This is a genomic window from Paenarthrobacter sp. TRD_SC_7 (assembly GCF_056156245.1).
The window spans coordinates 4,527,643-4,547,033 of sequence record NZ_CM149587.1; the positions used below are offsets into that span (position 1 = coordinate 4,527,643).

20 protein-coding genes are annotated in these 19,391 nt (G+C 63.0%); 7 read left to right on the plus strand and 13 right to left on the minus strand.

Annotated features, from left to right (window positions below; genetic code table 11):
• Window positions 1-102 precede the first annotated feature (102 nt).
• Window positions 103-1,821 (plus strand): AMP-binding protein, encoded by a 1,719-nt coding sequence (locus AC0J5Z_RS21455; RefSeq protein ID WP_475036422.1) that lies wholly within the window; start codon window positions 103-105, stop codon window positions 1,819-1,821.
• A gap of 25 nt (window positions 1,822-1,846) precedes the next feature.
• The gene (locus AC0J5Z_RS21460) at window positions 1,847-2,356 is read left to right on the plus strand and encodes a MarR family winged helix-turn-helix transcriptional regulator (RefSeq protein WP_475036423.1); all 510 of its coding nucleotides are present in this window, start codon (window positions 1,847-1,849) and stop codon (window positions 2,354-2,356) included.
• A 1-nt stretch (window position 2,357) separates the two neighbouring features.
• Here AC0J5Z_RS21460 and AC0J5Z_RS21465 read toward each other — a convergent pair whose 3' ends face one another.
• A complete protein-coding gene (locus AC0J5Z_RS21465) occupies window positions 2,358-3,713 on the minus strand; it encodes an HNH endonuclease (protein ID WP_475036424.1) in 1,356 nt (451 codons plus the stop codon).
• Window positions 3,714-3,859: 146 nt separating this feature from the next.
• On the opposite strand from AC0J5Z_RS21465, the gene AC0J5Z_RS21470 reads away from it, so the two are divergent.
• Both AC0J5Z_RS21470 and AC0J5Z_RS21475 read left to right on the plus strand, forming a co-directional pair.
• The gene (locus AC0J5Z_RS21470; protein ID WP_475036425.1) at window positions 3,860-5,056 is read left to right on the plus strand and encodes an MFS transporter; all 1,197 of its coding nucleotides are present in this window, start codon (window positions 3,860-3,862) and stop codon (window positions 5,054-5,056) included.
• Entirely contained in the window at window positions 5,053-5,541 is a 489-nt protein-coding gene (locus AC0J5Z_RS21475) for a cyclophilin-like fold protein (protein ID WP_475036426.1), read from the plus strand. The genes AC0J5Z_RS21470 and AC0J5Z_RS21475 overlap by 4 nt, the downstream gene beginning before the upstream one ends.
• Before the next feature lie 38 nt (window positions 5,542-5,579).
• Here the strand turns inward: AC0J5Z_RS21475 and AC0J5Z_RS21480 are convergent, their stop codons facing one another.
• Window positions 5,580-6,476 carry a helix-turn-helix transcriptional regulator gene (locus AC0J5Z_RS21480; protein WP_475036427.1) on the minus strand — a complete coding sequence of 299 codons (897 nt, stop codon included), beginning with the start codon at window positions 6,474-6,476 and terminating at the stop codon, window positions 5,580-5,582.
• Between the two features lie 90 nt (window positions 6,477-6,566).
• Window positions 6,567-7,433, minus strand: coding sequence for a universal stress protein (locus AC0J5Z_RS21485; RefSeq protein ID WP_475036428.1), 867 nt, complete (start codon window positions 7,431-7,433; stop codon window positions 6,567-6,569).
• Between the two features lie 105 nt (window positions 7,434-7,538).
• On the opposite strand from AC0J5Z_RS21485, the gene AC0J5Z_RS21490 reads away from it, so the two are divergent.
• Both AC0J5Z_RS21490 and epsC read left to right on the plus strand, forming a co-directional pair.
• Window positions 7,539-8,198: a TenA family protein gene (locus AC0J5Z_RS21490; protein WP_475036429.1), complete on the plus strand. Its 660-nt coding sequence runs from the start codon at window positions 7,539-7,541 to the stop codon at window positions 8,196-8,198.
• On the plus strand, window positions 8,195-8,773 hold the full coding sequence (gene epsC / locus AC0J5Z_RS21495; RefSeq protein ID WP_475036430.1) for a serine O-acetyltransferase EpsC: 579 nt from the start codon (window positions 8,195-8,197) through the stop codon (window positions 8,771-8,773). The genes AC0J5Z_RS21490 and epsC overlap by 4 nt, the downstream gene beginning before the upstream one ends.
• A gap of 7 nt (window positions 8,774-8,780) precedes the next feature.
• Here the strand turns inward: epsC and AC0J5Z_RS21500 are convergent, their stop codons facing one another.
• The 9 genes from AC0J5Z_RS21500 to AC0J5Z_RS21540 form a co-directional block, all read right to left on the minus strand.
• A complete protein-coding gene (locus AC0J5Z_RS21500; protein WP_475036431.1) occupies window positions 8,781-9,356 on the minus strand; it encodes a dihydrofolate reductase family protein in 576 nt (191 codons plus the stop codon).
• A 36-nt stretch (window positions 9,357-9,392) separates the two neighbouring features.
• A complete protein-coding gene (locus AC0J5Z_RS21505) occupies window positions 9,393-9,533 on the minus strand; it encodes a hypothetical protein (RefSeq protein ID WP_475036432.1) in 141 nt (46 codons plus the stop codon).
• An 86-nt stretch (window positions 9,534-9,619) separates the two neighbouring features.
• Window positions 9,620-9,916, minus strand: coding sequence for a DUF4190 domain-containing protein (locus tag AC0J5Z_RS21510; protein ID WP_402936812.1), 297 nt, complete (start codon window positions 9,914-9,916; stop codon window positions 9,620-9,622).
• Between the two features lie 60 nt (window positions 9,917-9,976).
• The gene (locus AC0J5Z_RS21515; protein ID WP_475036433.1) at window positions 9,977-10,756 is read right to left on the minus strand and encodes an enoyl-CoA hydratase; all 780 of its coding nucleotides are present in this window, start codon (window positions 10,754-10,756) and stop codon (window positions 9,977-9,979) included.
• Window positions 10,757-10,818: 62 nt separating this feature from the next.
• Entirely contained in the window at window positions 10,819-11,742 is a 924-nt protein-coding gene (gene mmsB, locus AC0J5Z_RS21520; RefSeq protein WP_475036434.1) for a 3-hydroxyisobutyrate dehydrogenase, read from the minus strand.
• A gap of 10 nt (window positions 11,743-11,752) precedes the next feature.
• On the minus strand, window positions 11,753-12,817 hold the full coding sequence (locus AC0J5Z_RS21525) for an enoyl-CoA hydratase/isomerase family protein (RefSeq protein ID WP_475036435.1): 1,065 nt from the start codon (window positions 12,815-12,817) through the stop codon (window positions 11,753-11,755).
• Window positions 12,817-14,316, minus strand: coding sequence for a CoA-acylating methylmalonate-semialdehyde dehydrogenase (locus AC0J5Z_RS21530; protein WP_475036436.1), 1,500 nt, complete (start codon window positions 14,314-14,316; stop codon window positions 12,817-12,819). The genes AC0J5Z_RS21525 and AC0J5Z_RS21530 overlap by 1 nt, the downstream gene beginning before the upstream one ends.
• 151 nt (window positions 14,317-14,467) lie before the next feature.
• On the minus strand, window positions 14,468-15,859 hold the full coding sequence (locus tag AC0J5Z_RS21535) for a cryptochrome/photolyase family protein (protein ID WP_475036437.1): 1,392 nt from the start codon (window positions 15,857-15,859) through the stop codon (window positions 14,468-14,470).
• 91 nt (window positions 15,860-15,950) lie between these two features.
• Window positions 15,951-16,289 (minus strand): hypothetical protein, encoded by a 339-nt coding sequence (locus tag AC0J5Z_RS21540; protein WP_475036438.1) that lies wholly within the window; start codon window positions 16,287-16,289, stop codon window positions 15,951-15,953.
• 277 nt (window positions 16,290-16,566) lie between these two features.
• Here AC0J5Z_RS21540 and AC0J5Z_RS21545 point away from each other — a divergent pair, with 277 nt between their 5' ends.
• A complete protein-coding gene (locus AC0J5Z_RS21545) occupies window positions 16,567-18,720 on the plus strand; it encodes an amylo-alpha-1,6-glucosidase (protein ID WP_475036439.1) in 2,154 nt (717 codons plus the stop codon).
• Between the two features lie 3 nt (window positions 18,721-18,723).
• Here the strand turns inward: AC0J5Z_RS21545 and hxlA are convergent, their stop codons facing one another.
• Window positions 18,724-19,347, minus strand: coding sequence for a 3-hexulose-6-phosphate synthase (gene hxlA / locus AC0J5Z_RS21550; RefSeq protein WP_475036440.1), 624 nt, complete (start codon window positions 19,345-19,347; stop codon window positions 18,724-18,726).
• Between the last annotated feature and the right edge of the window lie 44 nt (window positions 19,348-19,391).

Sequence of the window (19,391 nt, forward strand, 5' to 3'; positions counted from 1 at the left end):
TCCAAACCCTTGGATGTCCTAGTATATTGCAAGGTGATGTGTATCACTAGGCGGGTTGTTCCGGCAAAGGTGCCAGGGCAACCCGAAAGCGAAAGGCGGACTATGACAGTCACAGAAGACTTCCGTGCGGCCCGCGACCGGCTGCTGGAGCTGCGCGAGGACTACAAGCAGGCGCATGCCGAATTTCAGTGGCCCCGCTTCGAGGAGTTCAATTTCGCCCTCGATTGGTTCGACCAGATCGCCGCGGACGAGGCCAGGGGCAGCAGGCCTGCGTTGGTCATCGTGGAACAGGACGGCAGCTCCACGCGCCGCACATTCAAGGACCTCTCCCGGAGGTCCTCCCAGCTCGCCAACTGGTTGCGGGACCAAGGCGTGCAGCGCGGCGACCACATGATCATCATGCTCGGCAACCAGGTTGAGCTGTGGGAACTCATGCTGGCCGGCATCAAACTGGGCATCGTCATGATCCCCACCACCACTCTCATGGGCGCCCGCGATCTCCAGGACCGTGTGGAACGCGGCGGGGCCACTTGGGTTGCCGTCGGCAGCGCCAACATCAGCAAGTTCGCCGCAGTGGAGGGCGAGTACACGCTGATAGAGATCGGTGCGGAACCCACCAACGCGGACGCAAAACAGTACGCGGACTCGTACGACGCCGGCACGGATTTCACGCCCGACGCCCCCACTCGCGCGGACGAGACTCTCCTGCTCTACTTCACCTCCGGCACCACGTCACGGGCCAAACTGGTGGAGCACACCCACACCTCATATCCCGTGGGCCACCTGTCCACGATGTACTGGATCGGCCTGGAACCTGGCGACGTCCACCTCAACGTCGCTTCCCCCGGCTGGGCCAAGCACGCGTGGTCCAACGTCTTCACGCCGTGGATTGCCGAGGCCTGCGTCTTCATCTACAACTACCAGCGCTTCGACGCCGCTGCCCTCATGGACCAGATGGGCCGCGAAGGCGTTACGAGTTTCTGCGCACCACCCACCGTGTGGCGCATGCTCATCCAGGCCGACCTCACGCAACTTTCCACCCCGCCACGCAAGGTCGTATCTGCCGGCGAACCACTCAACGCCGAGGTTATCGGCCAAGTGGAGGAAGCTTGGGGAGTCACTATCCGCGACGGCTTCGGACAGACCGAGTCCACAGTCCAGATCGCCAACACGCCGGCCCAGCCGGTGAAGATCGGCTCCATGGGTCGGCCCCTGCCCGGGTACGATGTGGTCCTTGTTGACCCGGTCACCGGACAGGAGGCCGACGACGGCGAACTCTGCTTGCGCTTGGATCCCCGGCCGGTGGGGCTCATGAAGGGTTACTTCGGTGACGAAGCGAAAACGGCCGAAGCCTTCCGGAATGGCTACTATCACACCGGCGACATGGCGAGTCGGGATGCCGACGGCGTCATCACCTATGTCGGCCGGGACGACGACGTCTTCAAATCCTCCGATTACCGTTTGTCGCCCTTCGAACTGGAAAGCGTTCTAATCGAACACCCCGCAGTGGCGGAGGCCGCCGTCGTACCTTCGCCTGATGCAGTGAAGCTGTCGGTGCCCAAAGCGTTTGTGGTGCTGGCCGCCGGCTACGAACCCGGGCCGGCAGTCGCCGAGGACATCCTCAAGTATTGCCGCGAGCACCTGGCACCGTTCAAGCGCATCCGGCGGCTCGAATTCGGCGAGCTGCCCAAGACGATATCCGGCAAAATCCGACGGGTGGAATTGCGCGGCACCGAGGTCGCCCGGCACGGCGATGGTCCCCTGCCGGCAGGTTTGGGCGTCGAATACACCGAGGAAGAGTTCCCGAATCTGAAAGACTAGCCAACCGATCAACCTTAGGAGGCCCATGGGCACGCCACTCCCCCGCGACCCCATCGCCGACGCCCAGCGAAACTGGGAACGGCATGGCTGGGGCGATGTCGCCGCGCCCATGGCCGCCATCACCGCGATTATGCGCACGCAACAGATCCTCCTCGCGCGCATTGAAACGGTGCTCAAACCCTTTGGGCTGACGTTCGCGCGCTACGAGCTGCTGGCCCTGCTGAGTTTCGCCCGCAGCGGCGCGCTGCCCATGAACAAAGCCAGCGCGCTCCTGCAGGTGCATCCCACTTCGGTGACCAACGCCGTCGACCGCTTGGAAAAGGCCGCCCTGGTGACGCGTTCCCCGCACCCTACGGACGGCCGCACTACGCTCATCGAGCTCACCGCCGAGGGACGCACCCTCGCCAAGAAAGCGACGGCGGCCCTCAACGCAGAGGTTTTCGGCAAGTCAGGCTTCGGGCCCGACGACGTAGATCACCTCATCCGCGTGCTGGGCAGCTTCCGCAGGGACGCCGGGGATTTCACCGAGGAGTAACTCACGTTCTGGAGGGCCGGTGCCCGGGCAGGGGTGGGGCTTTCGATTGATAGCTGTGCCCGGTGGGGGTGCTGATTTCCAGGGTGTGCGTACCCCCGTGCACGTCGGGGCGTACGGTTCGGGCCGTCCAGCCGGGGTTTTCCTTGGTGTGGTTGCAGGCTTCGCACAGACCGGCGCCGTTCGCGAGGCTTGTCTTTCCTCCCGAGCGCCACGGAAGCACGTGGTCGATGTGCCGGATGGGCGCATCGCAGTACGGCGTCCGGCAGGTGTCGTCGCGGGTTTCGATGAAACGCCGGAGCCTTGTCGGGAAGAGCCGGGCTTTGGAGTCCATGGCCAGGAGCTCGCCACTGGCCGGCGCGGTGTAGAGCCGGCGAAGCCAGACAGTTAGCTCCTGGTCCTGGGGTGCTTGCTCCTCACTAACAAGGGTTCTGCCCCATTCGGCGGGGACGATTCCGTAGCCCTTTAGCCGGGCCGGTTCGCTGTCACCCTGGAAGAGGGTCCGGTCGGTCATGACGAGCTGAAGATCCACACCGCTGATCCCGCCGGGCGTGCCGGTGACGCGCTCGACCAAAGTGTCGGCCATGACCTGGCCGCGGGACCGGACAACCCCGACAGACCCTGCATCCCCCACAGTCTCTGCATCACCGCTGGAACGGGCCGAATCAGCAGCCCGGGTCAGGGCCGCGTAGACAGCCACCCCTTGCGCGACCGGCAACAACGCGGTCAGGTAAGTCATGGTATCAGGAGCAGGCCGCAGGCTCACCGTCCGCTCGGCGGCGGCGCGGCTGGCACGCCCGGCCACCGACCGCGGATCCCGGCGGTAGGCGGCCGCTTTCGCCGCCGCAACGATCGCCTTGTCGCCCTTCCCGTCAAAAGTCCCGGTATCGGGGGCGAGCTCCTCATCCACCGCGGACCGGTCCTCAACAGACAAGCACGCCGTCTCCTTCACCAAAAGCGTCGCCCGCCACTCGTTCAACTGCCCCGACTTCAAAGCCGCCAACGTCCGCGGCATCTCCAGCACAAGGGCCTTCGCCAAACCCAGCAACCGTGACCCGCGGTTCGGTGACTCCCGCCGCGCCAACGCCACCTGAGCACCCACGCCACTTCCACGTTCCGAGACAGGAACACCGGCCTCGGCCTGCTCGGCACGCTGGGCAAGATCAAACGCCACAGCAACCCGCGCCTGCAAAGCGGTAATGGCCGACTTCATCTCCTCCAACACCCGCAACTGCTCGACCAGGTCAGCGCTGACAGTGTTGGCCTCAACCGCGCCGGGCTGAGACACGCCTCGGGAACTGGCATGAAGAGGCGCAGCGGACACCGCTGTCTTCGCTTGCCTCTCCCCAATTCGCTCCATGCCCTAACTCTGGCAGCAGGCACCGACAATATAACGTCAGTGATCGCAGGGGAGCCCAATGGCTTTTAGCTAAGCGAGGGAGTCCTTCGGAGGACCTCCCTCAAGCGGGACTCCCTCTCCGGCGACGGACGTGATGATGTGGATGCATGACCACAACCATTTCCACCACCAAGACCCGGCGTTTGCCCCTGGTGACCTATGTCCTGGCGGCCGGCGTGTTCCTCATGGGGACTACCGAGTTCATCGTTGCGGGCATTTTGCCCGAGATTGCGGTCGATCTTGGGGTGTCCGTGGCAAGTGCCGGCCTCATGATCACGGTCTTTGCCATGGGCATGATTGTGGGAACACCCACCATGGCCATCCTGACTCTCAAGCTGCCGCGACGTCTGACGCTGAGTCTCGCACTGGTGGTCTTCGCTGTGGGCCATGTCGTAGTTGCCCTTACTTCCGACTTCACGCTGATCCTGGTGGCCCGTTTCATAACAGCACTGGCGACGGGCGCTTTCTGGGCGGTAGCCGCCGTCGTGGGTGCAAAGGCCGCGGGTGCGGCTTCAGCCTCCCGGGCGCTGGGCGTTGTGTTGGGCGGTGGCATGCTCGCCAATGTGGTTGGTGTACCCCTTGGCGCCTTCGCGGGCCAGGTGATTGGCTGGCGTGGCCCTTTCTGGGCTTTGGCTGTTCTCGCGCTGGCGGCGGCTGTTGTGGTGTACCGGCTGGTCCCGGCCGGTCCGGAATCCGGGCCCATTCCATCCGTGCGGGCAGAGCTTGCCAGCATGCGTGACGCGAGGGTTTGGCTTGTTCTGGCCGGCTGCGCGATCGTGTGCGGATCGTCCTTGGCTGCCTACAGCTTCATCTCACCGCTACTTACGGAGAACACGGGGCTGGCCGCTTCCGTAGTGCCGTTGGTTCTGGTGGCGTACGGTGTCGGGGCGTTCATCGGCTCCAATCTTGGAGGTCGCTTCGGTGCATACCGCCCCTATCCGGCGCTGTTCATCTCGGCAGGTATGACGTTCCTGGTGCTGGGCGCTCTTTCTTTGTTCTCCCACTACGCCGTGGTGACAGTGGTTCTGATCTTCCTGCTGGGATTCTTCGGCATGGCCACCAATCCGATCCTGATCGGCAAAGCCGTTGGTTACGCCGGGCAGGCACCCACCCTTGCTTCGGCACTCAGCACCTCAGCGTTCAACCTCGGCACGGCCGTGGGATCGTGGATCGCCGGTTACGCCTTGGAGTCCGTGCTTGGAGCCACCGGTCCGGTGCTGGTTGGAACGGGCATCGCCGCGCTCTACTTCGTGCCGCTCACGGTGCTGATGCTCAAAGACCGGAAGGAAGGTGCCTTGGCATGAAGCACCGCATCGCCGGAATACTGCTGCTGGCGATTTCGCTAATCGGCTGCAGCCCATCTCCCGCAGTGAAGGCAACATCAAGTTCGGCCAGCGAGACATCCAGCTCCGACGCCGGCAGCGTGGTAGGTACCGTGGTCCGCTTCAGCACCGGTTCAGCATCACTGGACGTCACCATTGGGGAGGACAATCCTGCCACCCGGGACTTCCTCAGCATGCTGCCGCTCACCCTCACCATGGAAGAGTTCGCCGGCCGGGAGAAAATCGCGGACCTGCCCAGGCCCCTCCACTATGAAGGGTCTCCCGGGTCCGACCCCGAGGACGGCGACCTGATCTACTTCGTCCCCTGGGGAAACCTAGGTTTCTACTACAACACTTCGGGGATCGGTTTCTCGGACCAGACCATTCATTTGGGCCGCTACGAAGCAAGTAACGAGGAACTTGCCCGTTTTGCGGGCCACGCAACGCGTGTGGAGCTGCTGCGCTGAGTCCGTAGCCGGCAGAGTCCGCGACAGCACCGACGTCGTCAGCTGTCCGTTCGTGTCTTTTCCGACGTCGGCTGGACGCCTTGTCCGTATTCGCTTGCCGCCCAGGATGCCAGCAGCTGGAGGCGCTCGGCCGACGGCGACCCGGGTTCCGCTGCGTAGATGGTCAGGGTCAAGCCGGGTTCTGCGGCCATTTCCAAGCCCTCGAATGCGAGTGTCATTTCGCCCACGATCGGATGATTGAACGTTTTGAACCCTGTGCCGTGGTGTCGGACGTTATGCGCTCCCCAACGGATGCGGAACTCTTCGCTGCGGGTGCTGAGTTCACCAACGAGATCATGCAGTTCTTTGTTGTGCGGGTCGCGTCCGGCCTCCGTGCGGAGAATGGAAACAGTGACCTCCGCAAAGGCGTCCCAGTCCGGGTAGAACTCATAAGCACGTTGGTCCAGGAACGTGAACCTGGCAATGTTGGGCGCCTGGCCCGGCATGTCATAGCAGTCCTTGTAGAACGCCCGCGCCAAGGGGTTCACGGCCAGCAGGTCCATCCGGCCATTCCGGACAAACGCGGGTCCTGCTGTCACAGCATCCAACGCCCACTGGAGGCTCTCGTGGGGCACATAGGATTTCGAGTTGCGGCGCCGCGGGGGTCGGGCAACGGGACTGGCGGCGTGGGCGAGGTCGAACAGATGTGCCCGCTCAGCGTCATCCAGGTTCAACGCCCGGGCGATGCTCTCAAGGACCTGTGGGGAAGCGCCGCTAATGGCACCGCGTTCCAAGCGGGTGTAATACTCCACGCTCAACCCCGCAAGGGTGGCCACTTCGCTGCGACGCAATCCCTTGACCCGCCGGTTGGATCCTGTGGGCAACCCAACCTGCTCCGGGGCCACGTGGGCACGCCGGGAGATGAGAAATTCGCGTACTTCCGCCCGATTGTCCATGCTTTCCACAATAAGTCCGGGCCGTCATTGGAGGGAGTCCCTGCGAGGGCCTCCGAAATGACGGCTCTTTACTGGCTTGGAAGCCCGGCCCTATATGCCCCCGGATGTGGCCTTGCGACGGGAAACCAGCACGGGACTGTGGGCATGGTGTAGGACGGCGTGTGCCGTGGAGCCTATGGTTCCCTTGATGAGTCCATGCCCTTTGGTCCCCACCACCGTGATGCGAGCACCCTGCGAAGCTTTGACGATTGCCTTGGAGAACGAAGCGTCCACCAGCAACTCTCCTGACACGGCGATCCCGGGCGCTTTGTGGCGGGCTTGGCTCAGCACGGAATCAAGCAGAGCTTCAGCTTCCGGGTACGCCTCCACCGGCTCACGCAACCGGCGATAGCCGGCGGGTTCGTGCAGCACGTGAACAATCTTGAGCTCGGCACCCGTTGCCACAGCGAAATGGCAGGCGTCTTCGAGTGCTGCCGGTGACCCCGCGTCGTCCACGGCAAGCAGCACTGGACCATCGGGACGGTCATCTGCGCGGATTACTGCCACCGGGCACTCTGCGGTTGCGGCCATCTCAAGGCTCACGGAACCCACCAGTAACCCCATGAACCCGCCAAGGCCCCGGCTTCCGAGCACCAACATCTCAGCATCAACAGAAACCCGGGCCAAGTGATCACGGGGCATTCCGTGCAGCAGGGTTGTGTGGACCTCGAGGTCGGGGACGGTTTCCTTGACGAGCTCCATACCCTCTTCGAGCACCTTTTGGGCAGCCCGTTCCAGGCCGCTATCAGCAACACCGGGGACGGGACCCCTGTTGTGTGACAGCAGGACCCACAGGGAACAGTGCACAACGTGGAGGGAACAGTCCCGCAGGACAGCGTGCCGGGCGGCCCACTGGACGGCACGCTTCGCTTCTTCGGATCCGTCATAGCCAACCACGATCGTGCGGGGTTCCGTCATGGCCCGAGCCTACGCTGGCGCGGGAAGCTGCACCATAGCGTAACGCCCGACGATATGGTGCGGCACGCTGCTAGGCTCCGATGCTGACACTTCAGGAGGAACACCGTGGGCTTTGCCAATGAACTCAGGAACCAGTACACCGAGGACTGGGACGCCGCCGTCAACCATCCGTTCGTGGAGCAACTCTTGGACGGGTCCCTCTCCGATGAGCACCTGCGCCGCTACCTCGTGCAGGATTATCAGTTCTGTGACGCCTTCACAGCTCTTCTGGGCCAGGCGGTGGCATCGGCACCGACACTGCGCTCCCGGCTGGTGTTCGCTGGTGTCCTCGGGGCTTTCGCTTCGGACGAAAATACGTACTTCCAGGATTGCTTCAATGAACTCGATGTTCCGGAGGCGGATCGAACCGCCCCAGCACTCGGAGCTGCCACCCGCGACTTCGACAACCTTATGCGGAGCGCCCTCGCCACCCGTTCCTACCCGGAGGTCCTGGCCGTGCTGTTGGTTGCTGAATGGCTGTACGGAGACTGGGCAGCCCGCGCAGGCGACCCCGTCAGTTGGCCGGCTCAAGCTAAGCATGCCGAGTGGATCCGCCTCCACAACAACCCCGAGTACAACGCGTGGGTGACATGGCTACGCAACGAATTTGACGCCGTCGAGCCTGGTGACGCCGCAGAACGTGAGCAGGTTGCCGCCACCTTCGCGGCGGCAGTGCGGCTGGAGCGCGCGTTCTTTGACGCGGCGCTGGCTGTATACGTTTCATGAGTATCCTGAAGCTCCTCAAAGAAGATCTCCACGCCGCCAAGAACCAGGACCCGGCGGCGACAAGCCTCTTCGAGGTAGCACTTGTCTACTCAGGGGTTCACGCCCTTTGGAGCCATCGACTGGCCCACGCGATGTGGCAAAAACCGCACCTGCGCGGTCCGGCTCGATTGATTTCCCAAGCTACGAAGGCACTGACCGGAATATCAATTCACCCCGGGGCCACGATTGGGCGGCGGCTTTTCATCGACCATGGAACGGGGATCGTCGTGGGGGAAACGGCCGAAGTAGGGGACGACGTCCTCATGTACCAAGGCGTCACATTGGGCGGCCGGGCACTCACTAAAATGAAGCGGCATCCCACCATCGGCAATCACGTCATGCTCGGCTCCGGAGCTCAAGTACTGGGCCCCGTCGCCGTGGGTGAGCACTCTGCAATCGGTGCTAACGCCGTAGTCGTTCGGGACGTTCCGCCTCATTCTGTCGCAGTGGGCCTGCCCGCACTTTCACGCTCAAAAGACCCTGGTGCCACGATGGACCCGCGCGAGGATTTCATTGATCCGGCGCTGCTTACTTAGGAACGCATCACCGTTTCCGGACGGAGTAGTTCAGCTCCACTAAGCCTTGGTCATAGCTGTTCACGTCCACGAGCTTCAACAGGGCAGGGTCATGTCCCGCCGGGAACACGCCCCTGCCTGACCCTTGGCCCACCGGCATCACTACCAGCCGGACGGCGTCCACTTCTCCGGCAGCGAAGAACGTCTCTCCGAGCGACAGGCTCCCCCAGAGGACGATGTCCTTTGCGGACTCCCCTTTGATGCGACGGATCGCCTCGATCGCGTCGCCGGATTCAATGCTCGACGGCGGGAAGTCGCCCCAGGGGGCTTCCTTCAGGTGGCGTGAAAACACGTGGCGGCGGAGACCGTTGAGTGCGGGAGCGATGACCTCGCCCTCGGAGGCGGGTGTGGGCCAGTATTCAACGAAATACCTGTAAGTATTGGCCCCCAAAACCATGGCTTCCACGCTGCCGAGCCATTCGAGTTGGGCACGGTCAAACTCGGCCGTTCCGCCTTCCAGCAATTCGTACGCTTTGAACTCGTTGTTGGTATCTGCGGCGAATCCATCGGCGGTAACAAAATCCTGGACGATCAGCTGTCCCATGAGCGACTCCTCGATCCGGTGCTGGCCCGAAGGAGCCTACGCCGCGAAGAATGACCCGACAACCCCTTCACCGTTCTTCTCGTTCCCAGCCTCCCGGCAGCCTTCGGGCGTGTCCGCCAAGTCCGTCCAGTGCCAGCTGTCCAGGCAGTCATCGTTATCGCAGAATTGCGCAGCCATTGATTTCCTCGTCGTCGTGTTTGCGTCTCCCAATTAGGAGGCACAATCACCGGGATCGTGACGAGGGATGGAACGTGAGCTGCCCCCTACTGGGTTGCGGAAGTAACAGCGAAGATCAGCGCTGAGCCCAAGGAAAGGAGACCGATGCCGTAGCCGACAACCAAGGCTCCGATGGCGAAGGCGCGTCCCCGTTCACCGCGTTGTTGTATCTGGTTCAAGGCCACATGGCCGGCCCCCACGACGAAGACTGCGATGACCGCCATGCCCGCGAAGAACAGCCCCACAAGGGCAAGCGCCGCCATGGCGGCGGCCACAATGGCTTGCCGGTTGACCGGCTGCACGGACGTGTCAGCTTGCTCGGTTTGAACGATCTCCGTTGACATGTTCTCTCCCCATTCGTAAGTGCCCTGAGTCTATCCCCGCCGGGCCCGAATCCCGGGGATCTACCGGTGCTTGAACTCCGGCTGACGCTTCTCGCTGAACGCGGCCATGCCTTCCTTCTGGTCCTCCGTGGCAAAGAGCGAATGGAACACCCGACGCTCGAAAAGAACACCCTGCGCCAGACCCATTTCGAAGGCTGCGTTGACTGCTTCCTTGGCCACCATCGCCGCGGGCTTGGACTTGGATGCGATGACTTCGGCGGCCTTGAGAGCTTCGTCGATCACCTCAGCAGAGGGAACCACACGCGAGACCAGGCCGGCGCGTTCGGCCTCGTCGGCATCCATGAACCGGCCCGTCAAGACCATGTCCATCGCCTTCGCTTTGCCCACGGCACGGGTGAGCCGCTGGGAGCCGCCCATACCCGGGATCACGCCGAGGTTGATCTCGGGCTGGCCGAACTTGGCGTTGTCTCCGGCGATGATGAAGTCGGCCATCATCGCCAGTTCGCAGCCACCGCCAAGGGCAAAGCCGGAGACAGCAGCAATGACGGGAATACGCAGGCGTGTTAGGTCTTCCCAACGCCGGAACCAGTCAGCGGCGTACATCTCCATGTAGCTGTTGGAGGACATTTCCTTGATGTCCGCGCCAGCCGCAAACGCTTTGGCGGATCCCGTGATCACCACCGCCCCGACGTCGGGGTCGGTGTCCATCGCCGTTACTGCGTCCACGAGTTCATTCATGAGTGCTGTGTTCAACGCGTTCAGCGCCTCCGGCCGGTTCAGTGTCACCAAGCCAACCCGTCCCCGACGTTCCACCACAATGTTCTGGTACTGCTCCGTCATGCTCTCCCTCTCGCCAAACCCATCAAACCCGTCCAAACCATCAACTACTCATTCAAAAACACTCACACGGACTTGTCTCGGATCTCGGTAATGATTCCCGAGAAGTCCCTTCCAGCACCTTCACCGGCCGCAAAGGCGTCGTAGATACGCGAAGCCAAGGGCCCCATGTCCGCAGCGACGCCCGTGCTTTCCAGCGCATTCACAGCCAAGCGCAAGTCCTTGGCCATCAACGCGCCGGCGAAACCGGGCTGGTAGTCGCGGTTGGCCGGGCTGGTGGGAACAGGACCGGGGACAGGACAGTTTGTTGTCAATGCCCAGCATTGCCCGGAGGCGTTGGATGCGACATCGAACAAGGCTTGATGTGTGAGACCCAGCTTCTCGCCGAGCACAAATGCCTCAGCAACGGCAATCATGGACACACCCAGGATCATGTTGTTGCAGACCTTCGCGGCCTGTCCGGCACCATGGTCACCGCAATGGACAATACGTTTGCCCATGAGCTCCAAAATGGGCCTCACGGTCTCGAAGTCCTCGGGCAACGCACCCACCATGAACGTCAATGTGCCCGCTTCGGCTCCCACCACGCCGCCGGAAACCGGGGCATCCACTGAACGGTGTCCGGCTTCCAGCGCGATCACGGCGGCTTCGCGGGCCTCGTCCACGTTGATGGTGGAACAGTCCAGGAACAGGGTGTTCGGGCGGGCAACTGAAAGCAGTCCCGGCCCGTCCACCCCGCGGTAGGCATCCAGCACATGCTTGCCGCTAGGGAGCATGGTCAACACCACGGCAGCCTCCGCAGCAGCCTCATGCGCCGTGGAAGCCATGGGAATCCCGTGATCCAATGCTGCCTCGACGGCCGCCGGAACGGGGTCATAGCCAATAACATCGTGCCCGGCTTTGATCAGGTTGGCCGCCATGGGGCCACCCATATGGCCCAGGCCAAGGAAAGCGATGAGTCCTGTTGCCGGGGCTGCGTTCTCTGTCATGTCGTCTCCTTCAATTCGATCGGACTGGACTGGCTGAAAGCCCCAGCTCCCGTTCGCCAAGCGGCGCAAAGTAGCCCTCGACGTCGGACGCCTGGACATCGGCCAAGGTGGGCGGCTTCCACTGCGGATTACGGTCCTTGTCCACCACTTGCGCGCGGATGCCCTCCCGGAAATCGGGTCCGACCAGGCATCGCAGGCCCACGCGGTATTCCTGGTCCAGCGCTTCCTCGAGGGACATCCCCCGGACCCGCCGCAGCGATTCCAACGCGACCTTTACCGACGTAGGCGACTTCGCCTCGACCGTGTCGGCTGCAGCAGCTGCCTCGTTTCCCAAAGTGCGCAGGCTCCGGACGATCTCCTCCGCGTCGGCATGCGCGTACGCGGCGTCGATCCACTCGCTTTGGGCCGCCAGGGCCGAGTCCGGCGGTACTTGGGCAAAGCGCTCGACGGCGGACTCCGCCGTCGAGCTTTCCAGCGCTTCCGCCAGCGCGGCGAGGCTTTCGGACGGAACAAAGTGATCCGCGAGTCCGAGGAACAGGGCGTCGGCTCCGGACAAATGCGCGCCGGTTAGGGCCGCATGGGTTCCCGTCTCCCCGGGCGAGCGGGACAGCAACAGGGTGCCGCCGACGTCGGGCACAAAACCGATGGTGGTTTCCGGCATGCCGGTGCGCGTCCGCTCGGTGACCACGCGAACCGAGCCGTGAGCCGAGATGCCCACGCCGCCGCCCAAGACGAGCCCGTCCATGAACGCGACGTACGGCTTGGGATAGTGCGAGATGAGTGCGTTTAGCCGGTATTCGTCAGCCCAGAACTCGGCTGTCTCGGTGCCTCCGTGCAACATGTCCTCGTAGATGGCCACGATGTCGCCACCGGCGCACAGCCCGCGGTCGCCCGCGCCGCGCACCAAAACGGTGACAACGGCGTCGTCATCAGCCCAGGCGGCCAACTGCCTGAGCATGGCTTTCACCATTCCCGCGTTCAGGGCGTTGACTGCCTTCGGGCGGTTGAGGGTCACGATGCCGAGGTGGCCGCGACGCTCAAACAGGACTTCTTCCTCTGCCGCTTCAGCCCCCATCAGCTGCCTGCCGGCATGATGAAGCTGGCGCCCTGACGAATGCCGGAGGGCCACCGCGACGTCACGGTTTTGGTCTTGGTGTAGAAGCGGAACGCGTCGGCGCCGTGCTGGTTGAGGTCGCCGAAACCGGACGCCTTCCATCCGCCGAACGTGTAGTACGCGATCGGCACGGGAATCGGCACGTTGATACCCACCATGCCTACCTCGACGCGGCTGGCAAAGTCGCGGGCGGAGTCGCCGTCGCGGGTGAAAATTGCGACGCCGTTGCCGAACTCGTGCTCGCTGCAGAGCCTGAGCGCTTCGTCATAGTCAGCCGCGCGCAGCACGCTGAGGACGGGACCGAAGATCTCTTCCTTGTAGATCTTCATGTCCTTGGTGACGTTGTCGAAAAGGGTCGGGCCAACCCAGAAGCCGCCGTCGTAGCCGTCCACGGTGAGGCCGCGACCGTCCGTGACCAGGGTTGCGCCTTCGTCCACGCCGGATTGGATGTAGCCCTCGATCCGTTCCTTGGCAGAAGCAGCAACCACGGGACCGAAATCCGAATCCTTGTCCAGGCTGTGGCCCACCTTCAGGTCATTGACACGCTCGGTCAGCTTGGCCACCAGCGCATCGGCAGTTTCCTGGCCCACGGGCACGGCAACGGAAATCGCCATGCAGCGTTCGCCGGCGGAACCGTACCCGGCACCAATGAGGGCGTCGGCAGCCATGTCCAGATCGGCGTCGGGCATGATCACCATGTGGTTCTTCGCCCCGCCGAAGCACTGCGCGCGCTTGCCGTGCGCGGCGGCCGTGGCATAGATGTACTGGGCGATCGGCGTGGAGCCAACGAAGCCAATGGCCTTGACGCGCGGATCCTCAAGCAGGGCGTCAACGGCTTCTTTGTCACCGTTGACCACGTTGAAGACGCCGTTGGGAACGCCGGCTTCGCTGTACAGCTCAGCAAGCCGCAGCGGGACGGAGGGATCCCGTTCGGAGGGCTTGAGGATGAAAGCGTTGCCGGCTGCGAGCGCCGGGCCGGACTTCCATAGCGGAATCATCGCCGGGAAGTTGAAGGGTGTGATGCCTGCGACGACGCCGAGCGGCTGGCGGAGCGAATGGACGTCGATCCCTTGGCCAGCGCTGTCCGAGAATTCGCCCTTGAGCAGGTGCGGTGCCCCGGCGGAGAACTCCACTACCTCGATGCCGCGCTGGATGTCTCCCTTGGCGTCGGCGAACGTCTTGCCGTGCTCGGAAGACAGGAGTTTGGCGAGCTCGTCCATGTTCTCGTTGACCAGGTCCACGAACTTGAGCAGGATGCGTCCCCGGCGTTGCGGGTTCATGGCCGCCCATTCGAGCTGGCCCTTTTCGGCATTGGCGACGGCGTTGCGAACCTCGTCCGCGCTGGCCAGCGGAAGCCGCGCCTGGACTTCGCCCGTGCAGGGATCGTAGACATCACTGAACCGACCGGACGTGCCGTCGATCCTCTGGCCGTCTACGTAGTGGGAAAGCTCGCGCACCATAGTGGAATGCTCCTTTGCATCGTGAATGACTGCCGTGCCCGCCGGGTGCTGGGACCATTGCGGAACACGTGACCAACTGTGATCCAGGTCATCTCTGAATCCGAATATACTCGGACTTCCTACTAATTTCCAGAGGGGTATTTTTCAGCCCCTAGTGGACCTCTTTCATCTCTTTGTACGCTTCCAGCGCTTCCGCCCGGGTGGTCTTGAGGTCCACGATTTCCTCCGGGTACTCCGGAGTCCCGAACTCAGGAATCCAGTGGGCGATGTACCTCCCCTGCGGATCGAACTTAACGCGCTGAGCCTCCGGGTTGAAGATCCTGAAGAACGGTGAAGCATCCGCCCCGGAGCCAGCTACCCATTGCCAGCTGGCTGGATTGGATGCAGGATCCGCATCCACCAGGGTGTCCCAAAACCACTGCTCCCCGAGCTGCCAATGAATCCCCAGGTTCTTCACCAGGAAACTGGCGGCAACCATGCGGACGCGGTTGTGCATCCAGCCCGTACGCCACAGCTGCCGCTGCCCCGCGTCCACAAGGGGGAAACCCGTGCGGCCCTGCTGCCAGGCCCGGAACTCCTCCGGCGCTGACTCGTGGCCAGGATGCTTGCCATTGCTATCGCTGCTGCCTGGCCACGCCCAAGGGAAGCGATCGAACTCAGGGCGAAGGTTTGCCGTTGCAAGCTCTGGGTTGTGGAAATACTGGTGCCAGCAGAATTCGCGCCAGCCCAGCTCGGAAGCATAAATCGAAGCGCTGTCCGATCGCTTGGAACCCAAGGCATGCCACACCTCGAATGGGCTGAGCTCACCCCAGCGCAGGTAAGGCGACAGGCAACTGCTTCCGTCCGTATCCGGACGGTTTCGGCCCTCGCTGTAGTTGGCGAGGCCGTCGGCCACGAACTTGGCAAGCCGCTTATGCCCCGCGGCAGCGCCCGGCGTCCACATCCCGGCCAATCCGGCGGACCAGTCCGGTTTGCCGGGCAGCAGGTGCCATGCCTCCAGTTGGTCGTAGACGGGCAGCGTTCCAGTGAATCCGTGGCCAGCTTCAGGGACGGGCAGCGGCTCGCGGAAGTCCTGCGCAGAAACGGTTCGCCAGAATGGCGTGAAGACCTTGTATTGTCCGCCCGTTTTAGTGGTGACCTCCCACGGCTCGTGGAGGAGAGAGGCTTGAAAACTCGAGACATGCAGTCCGGCCCCGCGTGCCCAGGCCTTGATGCCGGCGTCGACCGTTCGCTCGGCAGAACCGTACCGACGGTTCCAGTACAGCCCGCTGGCGCCAACCGCCGTCGTGGTCTCCTGCACCGCCTCAGCAGCCGGTCCACGACGAAGCAGCAGGGGCACACCTAGCTTGTCCAGCTCCCCACGGAGCGCGGTCAGCGAGTGGTGAAGCCACCAACGCGCGGCACCACCATGGGGCCGGATGCCCGGCGATTCTTCATCAAGGACGTAGAGGGCAACTGCTGCACCGTCGTCGACGGCGGCACGCAAGGCCGGGTTATCGGCCACCCTTAGATCGTCACGAAACCAAACGATGGACGGTTTCATCGATTCCTTTCAGCGAATTCCTCCGGAAACAGGAACAGCCCATGCCCCTAAGAATCCTAGGGGCATGGGCTGAACGCTCGCTGCTTGGAGATCAGGCGATGGACGCCATGGCTTGTTGGCGGATCTCGGAAACCGGGATGTCGGTGGCGGTTTCGGTCCACATGGGAACGTTGTTGACCACGTAGTCCCTCGCGGCTGGACCTACCATGCTCATGCCGGGATAGATTCTCCGGCCATTTTCTTTGATGGGCTTGAAGCCCTCAAGTTCAAGGGCCGTTTTGAAGGCGGAGTCGGGAATGGGAATTTTGCGTCCGAGAACGCACCAGCTGATGTACAGGCCGTAGAAGGTGTCAAAGTCCAAGCCGCTCTCAGTGTCATCCTCGAACACCACGCATTCGCGAATGAAGCTGCCAATTTGGGTGTCGGTCATTACGGGGCCTCCGGCGTCGGAAGAAATATCGGGCCGCCGGGCTGCATCAGCGAATGTCCTGTTCACCCACTATAGACCTGTTGTGGTTTCCCACACGAGGAAATGAGATTAACTCTGGGTTGCATGCAGGAGTTGCCCTACGCAGATGTACAGGAAAATGCCGGGCTCTGGTGCCTGCCCGCTCTCCGGCGTAGCGTCAGTTGCACCCATGCAGGCCGCCCACCGAGCGGCTGCCAAAGCACAAGCGATCCGCAAGCTCAGTGGCAAGGAGCATCACGTGGCTGGATGGAATGCTGACACCGCAGCGGGGCCGCTGGGCTCTGGAACGGTTACCTTGGTGGAAGGCTCGTCCTTCTGCATTTCCTCTGCCAACGGGGACATCTACCCGGAACTTCCCCATGGCGTTTTTCACCTGGACACCCGGATACTCTCCCGATGGGAACTGACCATCAACGGCCAGAAGATCGAACCCTTGGCAGCTGAAACCCGGGAACCTTACCGCGCTCTCTTCGCAGGCCGGGTTCCGCGTTCGGACGGGTACGCGGACAGCCCCTTGCTGGTGGAACGGCTACGGGAAGTCGGGGCGGGAATCCTGGAGGAGATCACAGTCCGCAACTACTCCAAGCGGCCCGAGGAGTGCCGAATCCTGCTGACTGCAGAGTCGGATTTCGCTGACCTTTTTGAAGTGAAGGAAGCACGCATAACCCGGGAGTGGACGGAAACCCGCGTCCCCGAGGGCGATTCCTTGGAGATTCGCGGAAAGTGGGAGGGTATCCGGAAGAGCGTGGTCATCCGCGCTGAAGGCGCCGGCGCGGGAGCCAGAGCGTTGGGCTTCACGGCCAGGATTCCACCTTCCGGTAGCTGGAGCACCCGAGTGAGTGTGGTCCCCACCCTTGACGGCGCGGGGACGCCCTTCGCCCATCCGTCCCGCGGCGAGTTGTCTCCCAGCGATCGCCGCCGGCAGGAATGGGTGGCCAAGATCCCCCGCCTGCAGGTGGGGAACCGCTCCATTGAACGCACCCTGAGGCGCAGCTACGAAGACCTGGGCGCGTTGAGGATCCAGGATCCGGACCATCCGAACAGGGTGGTTGTTGCGGCCGGGGCACCCTGGTTCATGACGTTGTTTGGCCGCGACTCCTTGTGGGCGTCAGAGATGGCACTGCCCGTTGACCCGTCACTGGCCTTGGGAACCCTCCGCACGCTGGCTGACCGTCAGGGAACGGTGGTGGACACCACCAGTGAGGAAGAACCGGGCAAGATCCTGCATGAAGTTCGGCTGGACGTCTCCAGCGGCTTGGCTCTGGGCGGTAAGTCCGCGTACTACGGCAGCGTCGACGCCACTCCCCTATTTGTCGTTGTCCTGGGTTCCGTCAGCCGCTGGGGCTTCGCCAAGGATGTGATTTCGGAGCTCCTGCCCAACGCGGATCGCGCGCTTGACTGGATCAGGGACTACGGCGACCGGGATGGCGACGGCTTTGTGGAGTACGGCCGTCCCAACGAACACGGTCTCATCAACCAGGGCTGGAAGGACTCCTGGGACGGCATCAACTTTGCCGACGGCGCCATCGCTGAACCACCTTTGGCGCTGTGCGAAGTCCAGGCATACGTGCACGGCGCCTATATGGCGCGTGCTTGGATGGCTTACGACGACGGCGACCTCACCTTGGCAGCCGAGCTTCGGGAACGCGCGGATCGCCTCAAAAAGAAGTTCAACGAGGAGTTTTGGCTCCCGGACAAGGGCTACTACGCGGTGGCCTTGGATAAGAACAAGCGACCCGTGGATGCGTGTGCTTCAAACATGGGCCACTGCCTGTGGTTCGGGCTGGTGGATGAAGACAAGGCACCCCTCGTGGCGGAGCGGCTGATGTCCCCGGAAATGTTCAGCGGCTGGGGCGTCCGGACACTGGCCAGCGACATGGGTGCCTACAACCCTGCCAGCTACCACAATGGGTCTGTCTGGCCGCATGACAACGCCCTGATAGCGGCAGGGCTGCTCCGCTACGGCTACGTGGAGGAAGCGCAGCGCATCGCCACTGCCCTCCTTGAGGCTGCCGAGTTTTCGGGCGGCAGGCTCCCCGAACTGTTCTGCGGTTTTGACCGCGGACAGTTCAGGGAGCCCGTGCCGTATCCGACTGCCTGCTCCCCACAGGCATGGGCTGCCACCACTCCCATCCAGCTGATCACCGGACTCATGCGTTACGACGCCCACATTTCCCTGGGCGGCGTCTGGCTGGATCCGGTGTTGCCGGAATCTTACGGTGACCTGCACATCAGCAATGCCCCCATGGGGAGCGGGCGCATCACCATTGATGTCGCCGGTTCTACATCCCAGGTTCAGGGACTTCCGCAAGGCCTGACACTCCACCGTGCGCAACGGCCCTGGATCACTGAGCTCGTGGAAAAGGCCGAGCTGCGACGGACCGAACCGTAGGATCTACTGAATGGCTGCCTTGAGCTCCTTCGCAGCCAGCTCCGGATCGGCTGCACTGTAGATAGCACTGCCAGCGACCGCCACGTCGGCGCCGGCCAACTGCACGGCTCCAATGGTTGATGCGTTCACTCCACCGGCCACAGAGAACGGTACGCGGGCCTGTTCGCCGGCGTTCAGCAGCCCACGCAGGTCGTAACCGGGCTGGGCTTGCTCATCAAGGCCAGCGTGGAACTCGATGAACTTTGCGCCCAAGGCGCGTGCTTCCTTGGCCCGGGAAACCTTGTCAGCCACGCCAATGAGGTCCACCACGATGCCCTTGTTGTGGGACTGTGCAGCCTTGACTGCACCGGCAATGGTGGAGTCGTCCGCCGTTCCGAGGACGGACACCAGATCGGCGCCTGCCTTAAAGGCGATGTCGGCTTCAAGCTCACCGGCATCCATGGTCTTCATGTCCGCGAACACGATCTTGGTGGGGTGGGCTTCCTTGATTGCCGTGACGGCGGAGAGACCTTCGGCCTTGATCAGCGGGGTGCCCAGCTCGATGATGTCCACGTGCTCGGCTACTTTGCCGGCGAGTTCCAAGGCGTCTTCGATGGTGAGGAGGTCGAGTGCAACTTGCAGTTTCATGGTGTTGTTTCCTTCTTTGGAATTGTTGGTGAATCGGGTGGGTA

What these genes read in the sequence shown, in the direction of transcription:
- AC0J5Z_RS21515 (WP_475036433.1), bottom strand. Translation starts at nt 10,756, where the DNA reads ATGACGGAGCAGTACCAGAACATTGTGGTGGAACGTCGGGGACGGGTT.
- AC0J5Z_RS21455 (WP_475036422.1), top strand. Translation starts at nt 103, where the DNA reads ATGACAGTCACAGAAGACTTCCGTGCGGCCCGCGACCGGCTGCTGGAG.
- AC0J5Z_RS21535 (WP_475036437.1), bottom strand. Translation starts at nt 15,859, where the DNA reads ATGAAACCGTCCATCGTTTGGTTTCGTGACGATCTAAGGGTGGCCGAT.
- AC0J5Z_RS21505 (WP_475036432.1), bottom strand. Translation starts at nt 9,533, where the DNA reads ATGGCTGCGCAATTCTGCGATAACGATGACTGCCTGGACAGCTGGCAC.
- AC0J5Z_RS21465 (WP_475036424.1), bottom strand. Translation starts at nt 3,713, where the DNA reads ATGGAGCGAATTGGGGAGAGGCAAGCGAAGACAGCGGTGTCCGCTGCG.
- AC0J5Z_RS21485 (WP_475036428.1), bottom strand. Translation starts at nt 7,433, where the DNA reads ATGACGGAACCCCGCACGATCGTGGTTGGCTATGACGGATCCGAAGAA.
- AC0J5Z_RS21525 (WP_475036435.1), bottom strand. Translation starts at nt 12,817, where the DNA reads ATGGGGGCTGAAGCGGCAGAGGAAGAAGTCCTGTTTGAGCGTCGCGGC.
- AC0J5Z_RS21500 (WP_475036431.1), bottom strand. Translation starts at nt 9,356, where the DNA reads ATGGGACAGCTGATCGTCCAGGATTTTGTTACCGCCGATGGATTCGCC.
- AC0J5Z_RS21475 (WP_475036426.1), top strand. Translation starts at nt 5,053, where the DNA reads ATGAAGCACCGCATCGCCGGAATACTGCTGCTGGCGATTTCGCTAATC.
- AC0J5Z_RS21540 (WP_475036438.1), bottom strand. Translation starts at nt 16,289, where the DNA reads ATGACCGACACCCAAATTGGCAGCTTCATTCGCGAATGCGTGGTGTTC.
- AC0J5Z_RS21480 (WP_475036427.1), bottom strand. Translation starts at nt 6,476, where the DNA reads ATGGACAATCGGGCGGAAGTACGCGAATTTCTCATCTCCCGGCGTGCC.
- AC0J5Z_RS21510 (WP_402936812.1), bottom strand. Translation starts at nt 9,916, where the DNA reads ATGTCAACGGAGATCGTTCAAACCGAGCAAGCTGACACGTCCGTGCAG.
- AC0J5Z_RS21460 (WP_475036423.1), top strand. Translation starts at nt 1,847, where the DNA reads ATGGGCACGCCACTCCCCCGCGACCCCATCGCCGACGCCCAGCGAAAC.
- epsC (WP_475036430.1), top strand. Translation starts at nt 8,195, where the DNA reads ATGAGTATCCTGAAGCTCCTCAAAGAAGATCTCCACGCCGCCAAGAAC.
- mmsB (WP_475036434.1), bottom strand. Translation starts at nt 11,742, where the DNA reads ATGACAGAGAACGCAGCCCCGGCAACAGGACTCATCGCTTTCCTTGGC.
- AC0J5Z_RS21530 (WP_475036436.1), bottom strand. Translation starts at nt 14,316, where the DNA reads ATGGTGCGCGAGCTTTCCCACTACGTAGACGGCCAGAGGATCGACGGC.
- hxlA (WP_475036440.1), bottom strand. Translation starts at nt 19,347, where the DNA reads ATGAAACTGCAAGTTGCACTCGACCTCCTCACCATCGAAGACGCCTTG.
- AC0J5Z_RS21470 (WP_475036425.1), top strand. Translation starts at nt 3,860, where the DNA reads ATGACCACAACCATTTCCACCACCAAGACCCGGCGTTTGCCCCTGGTG.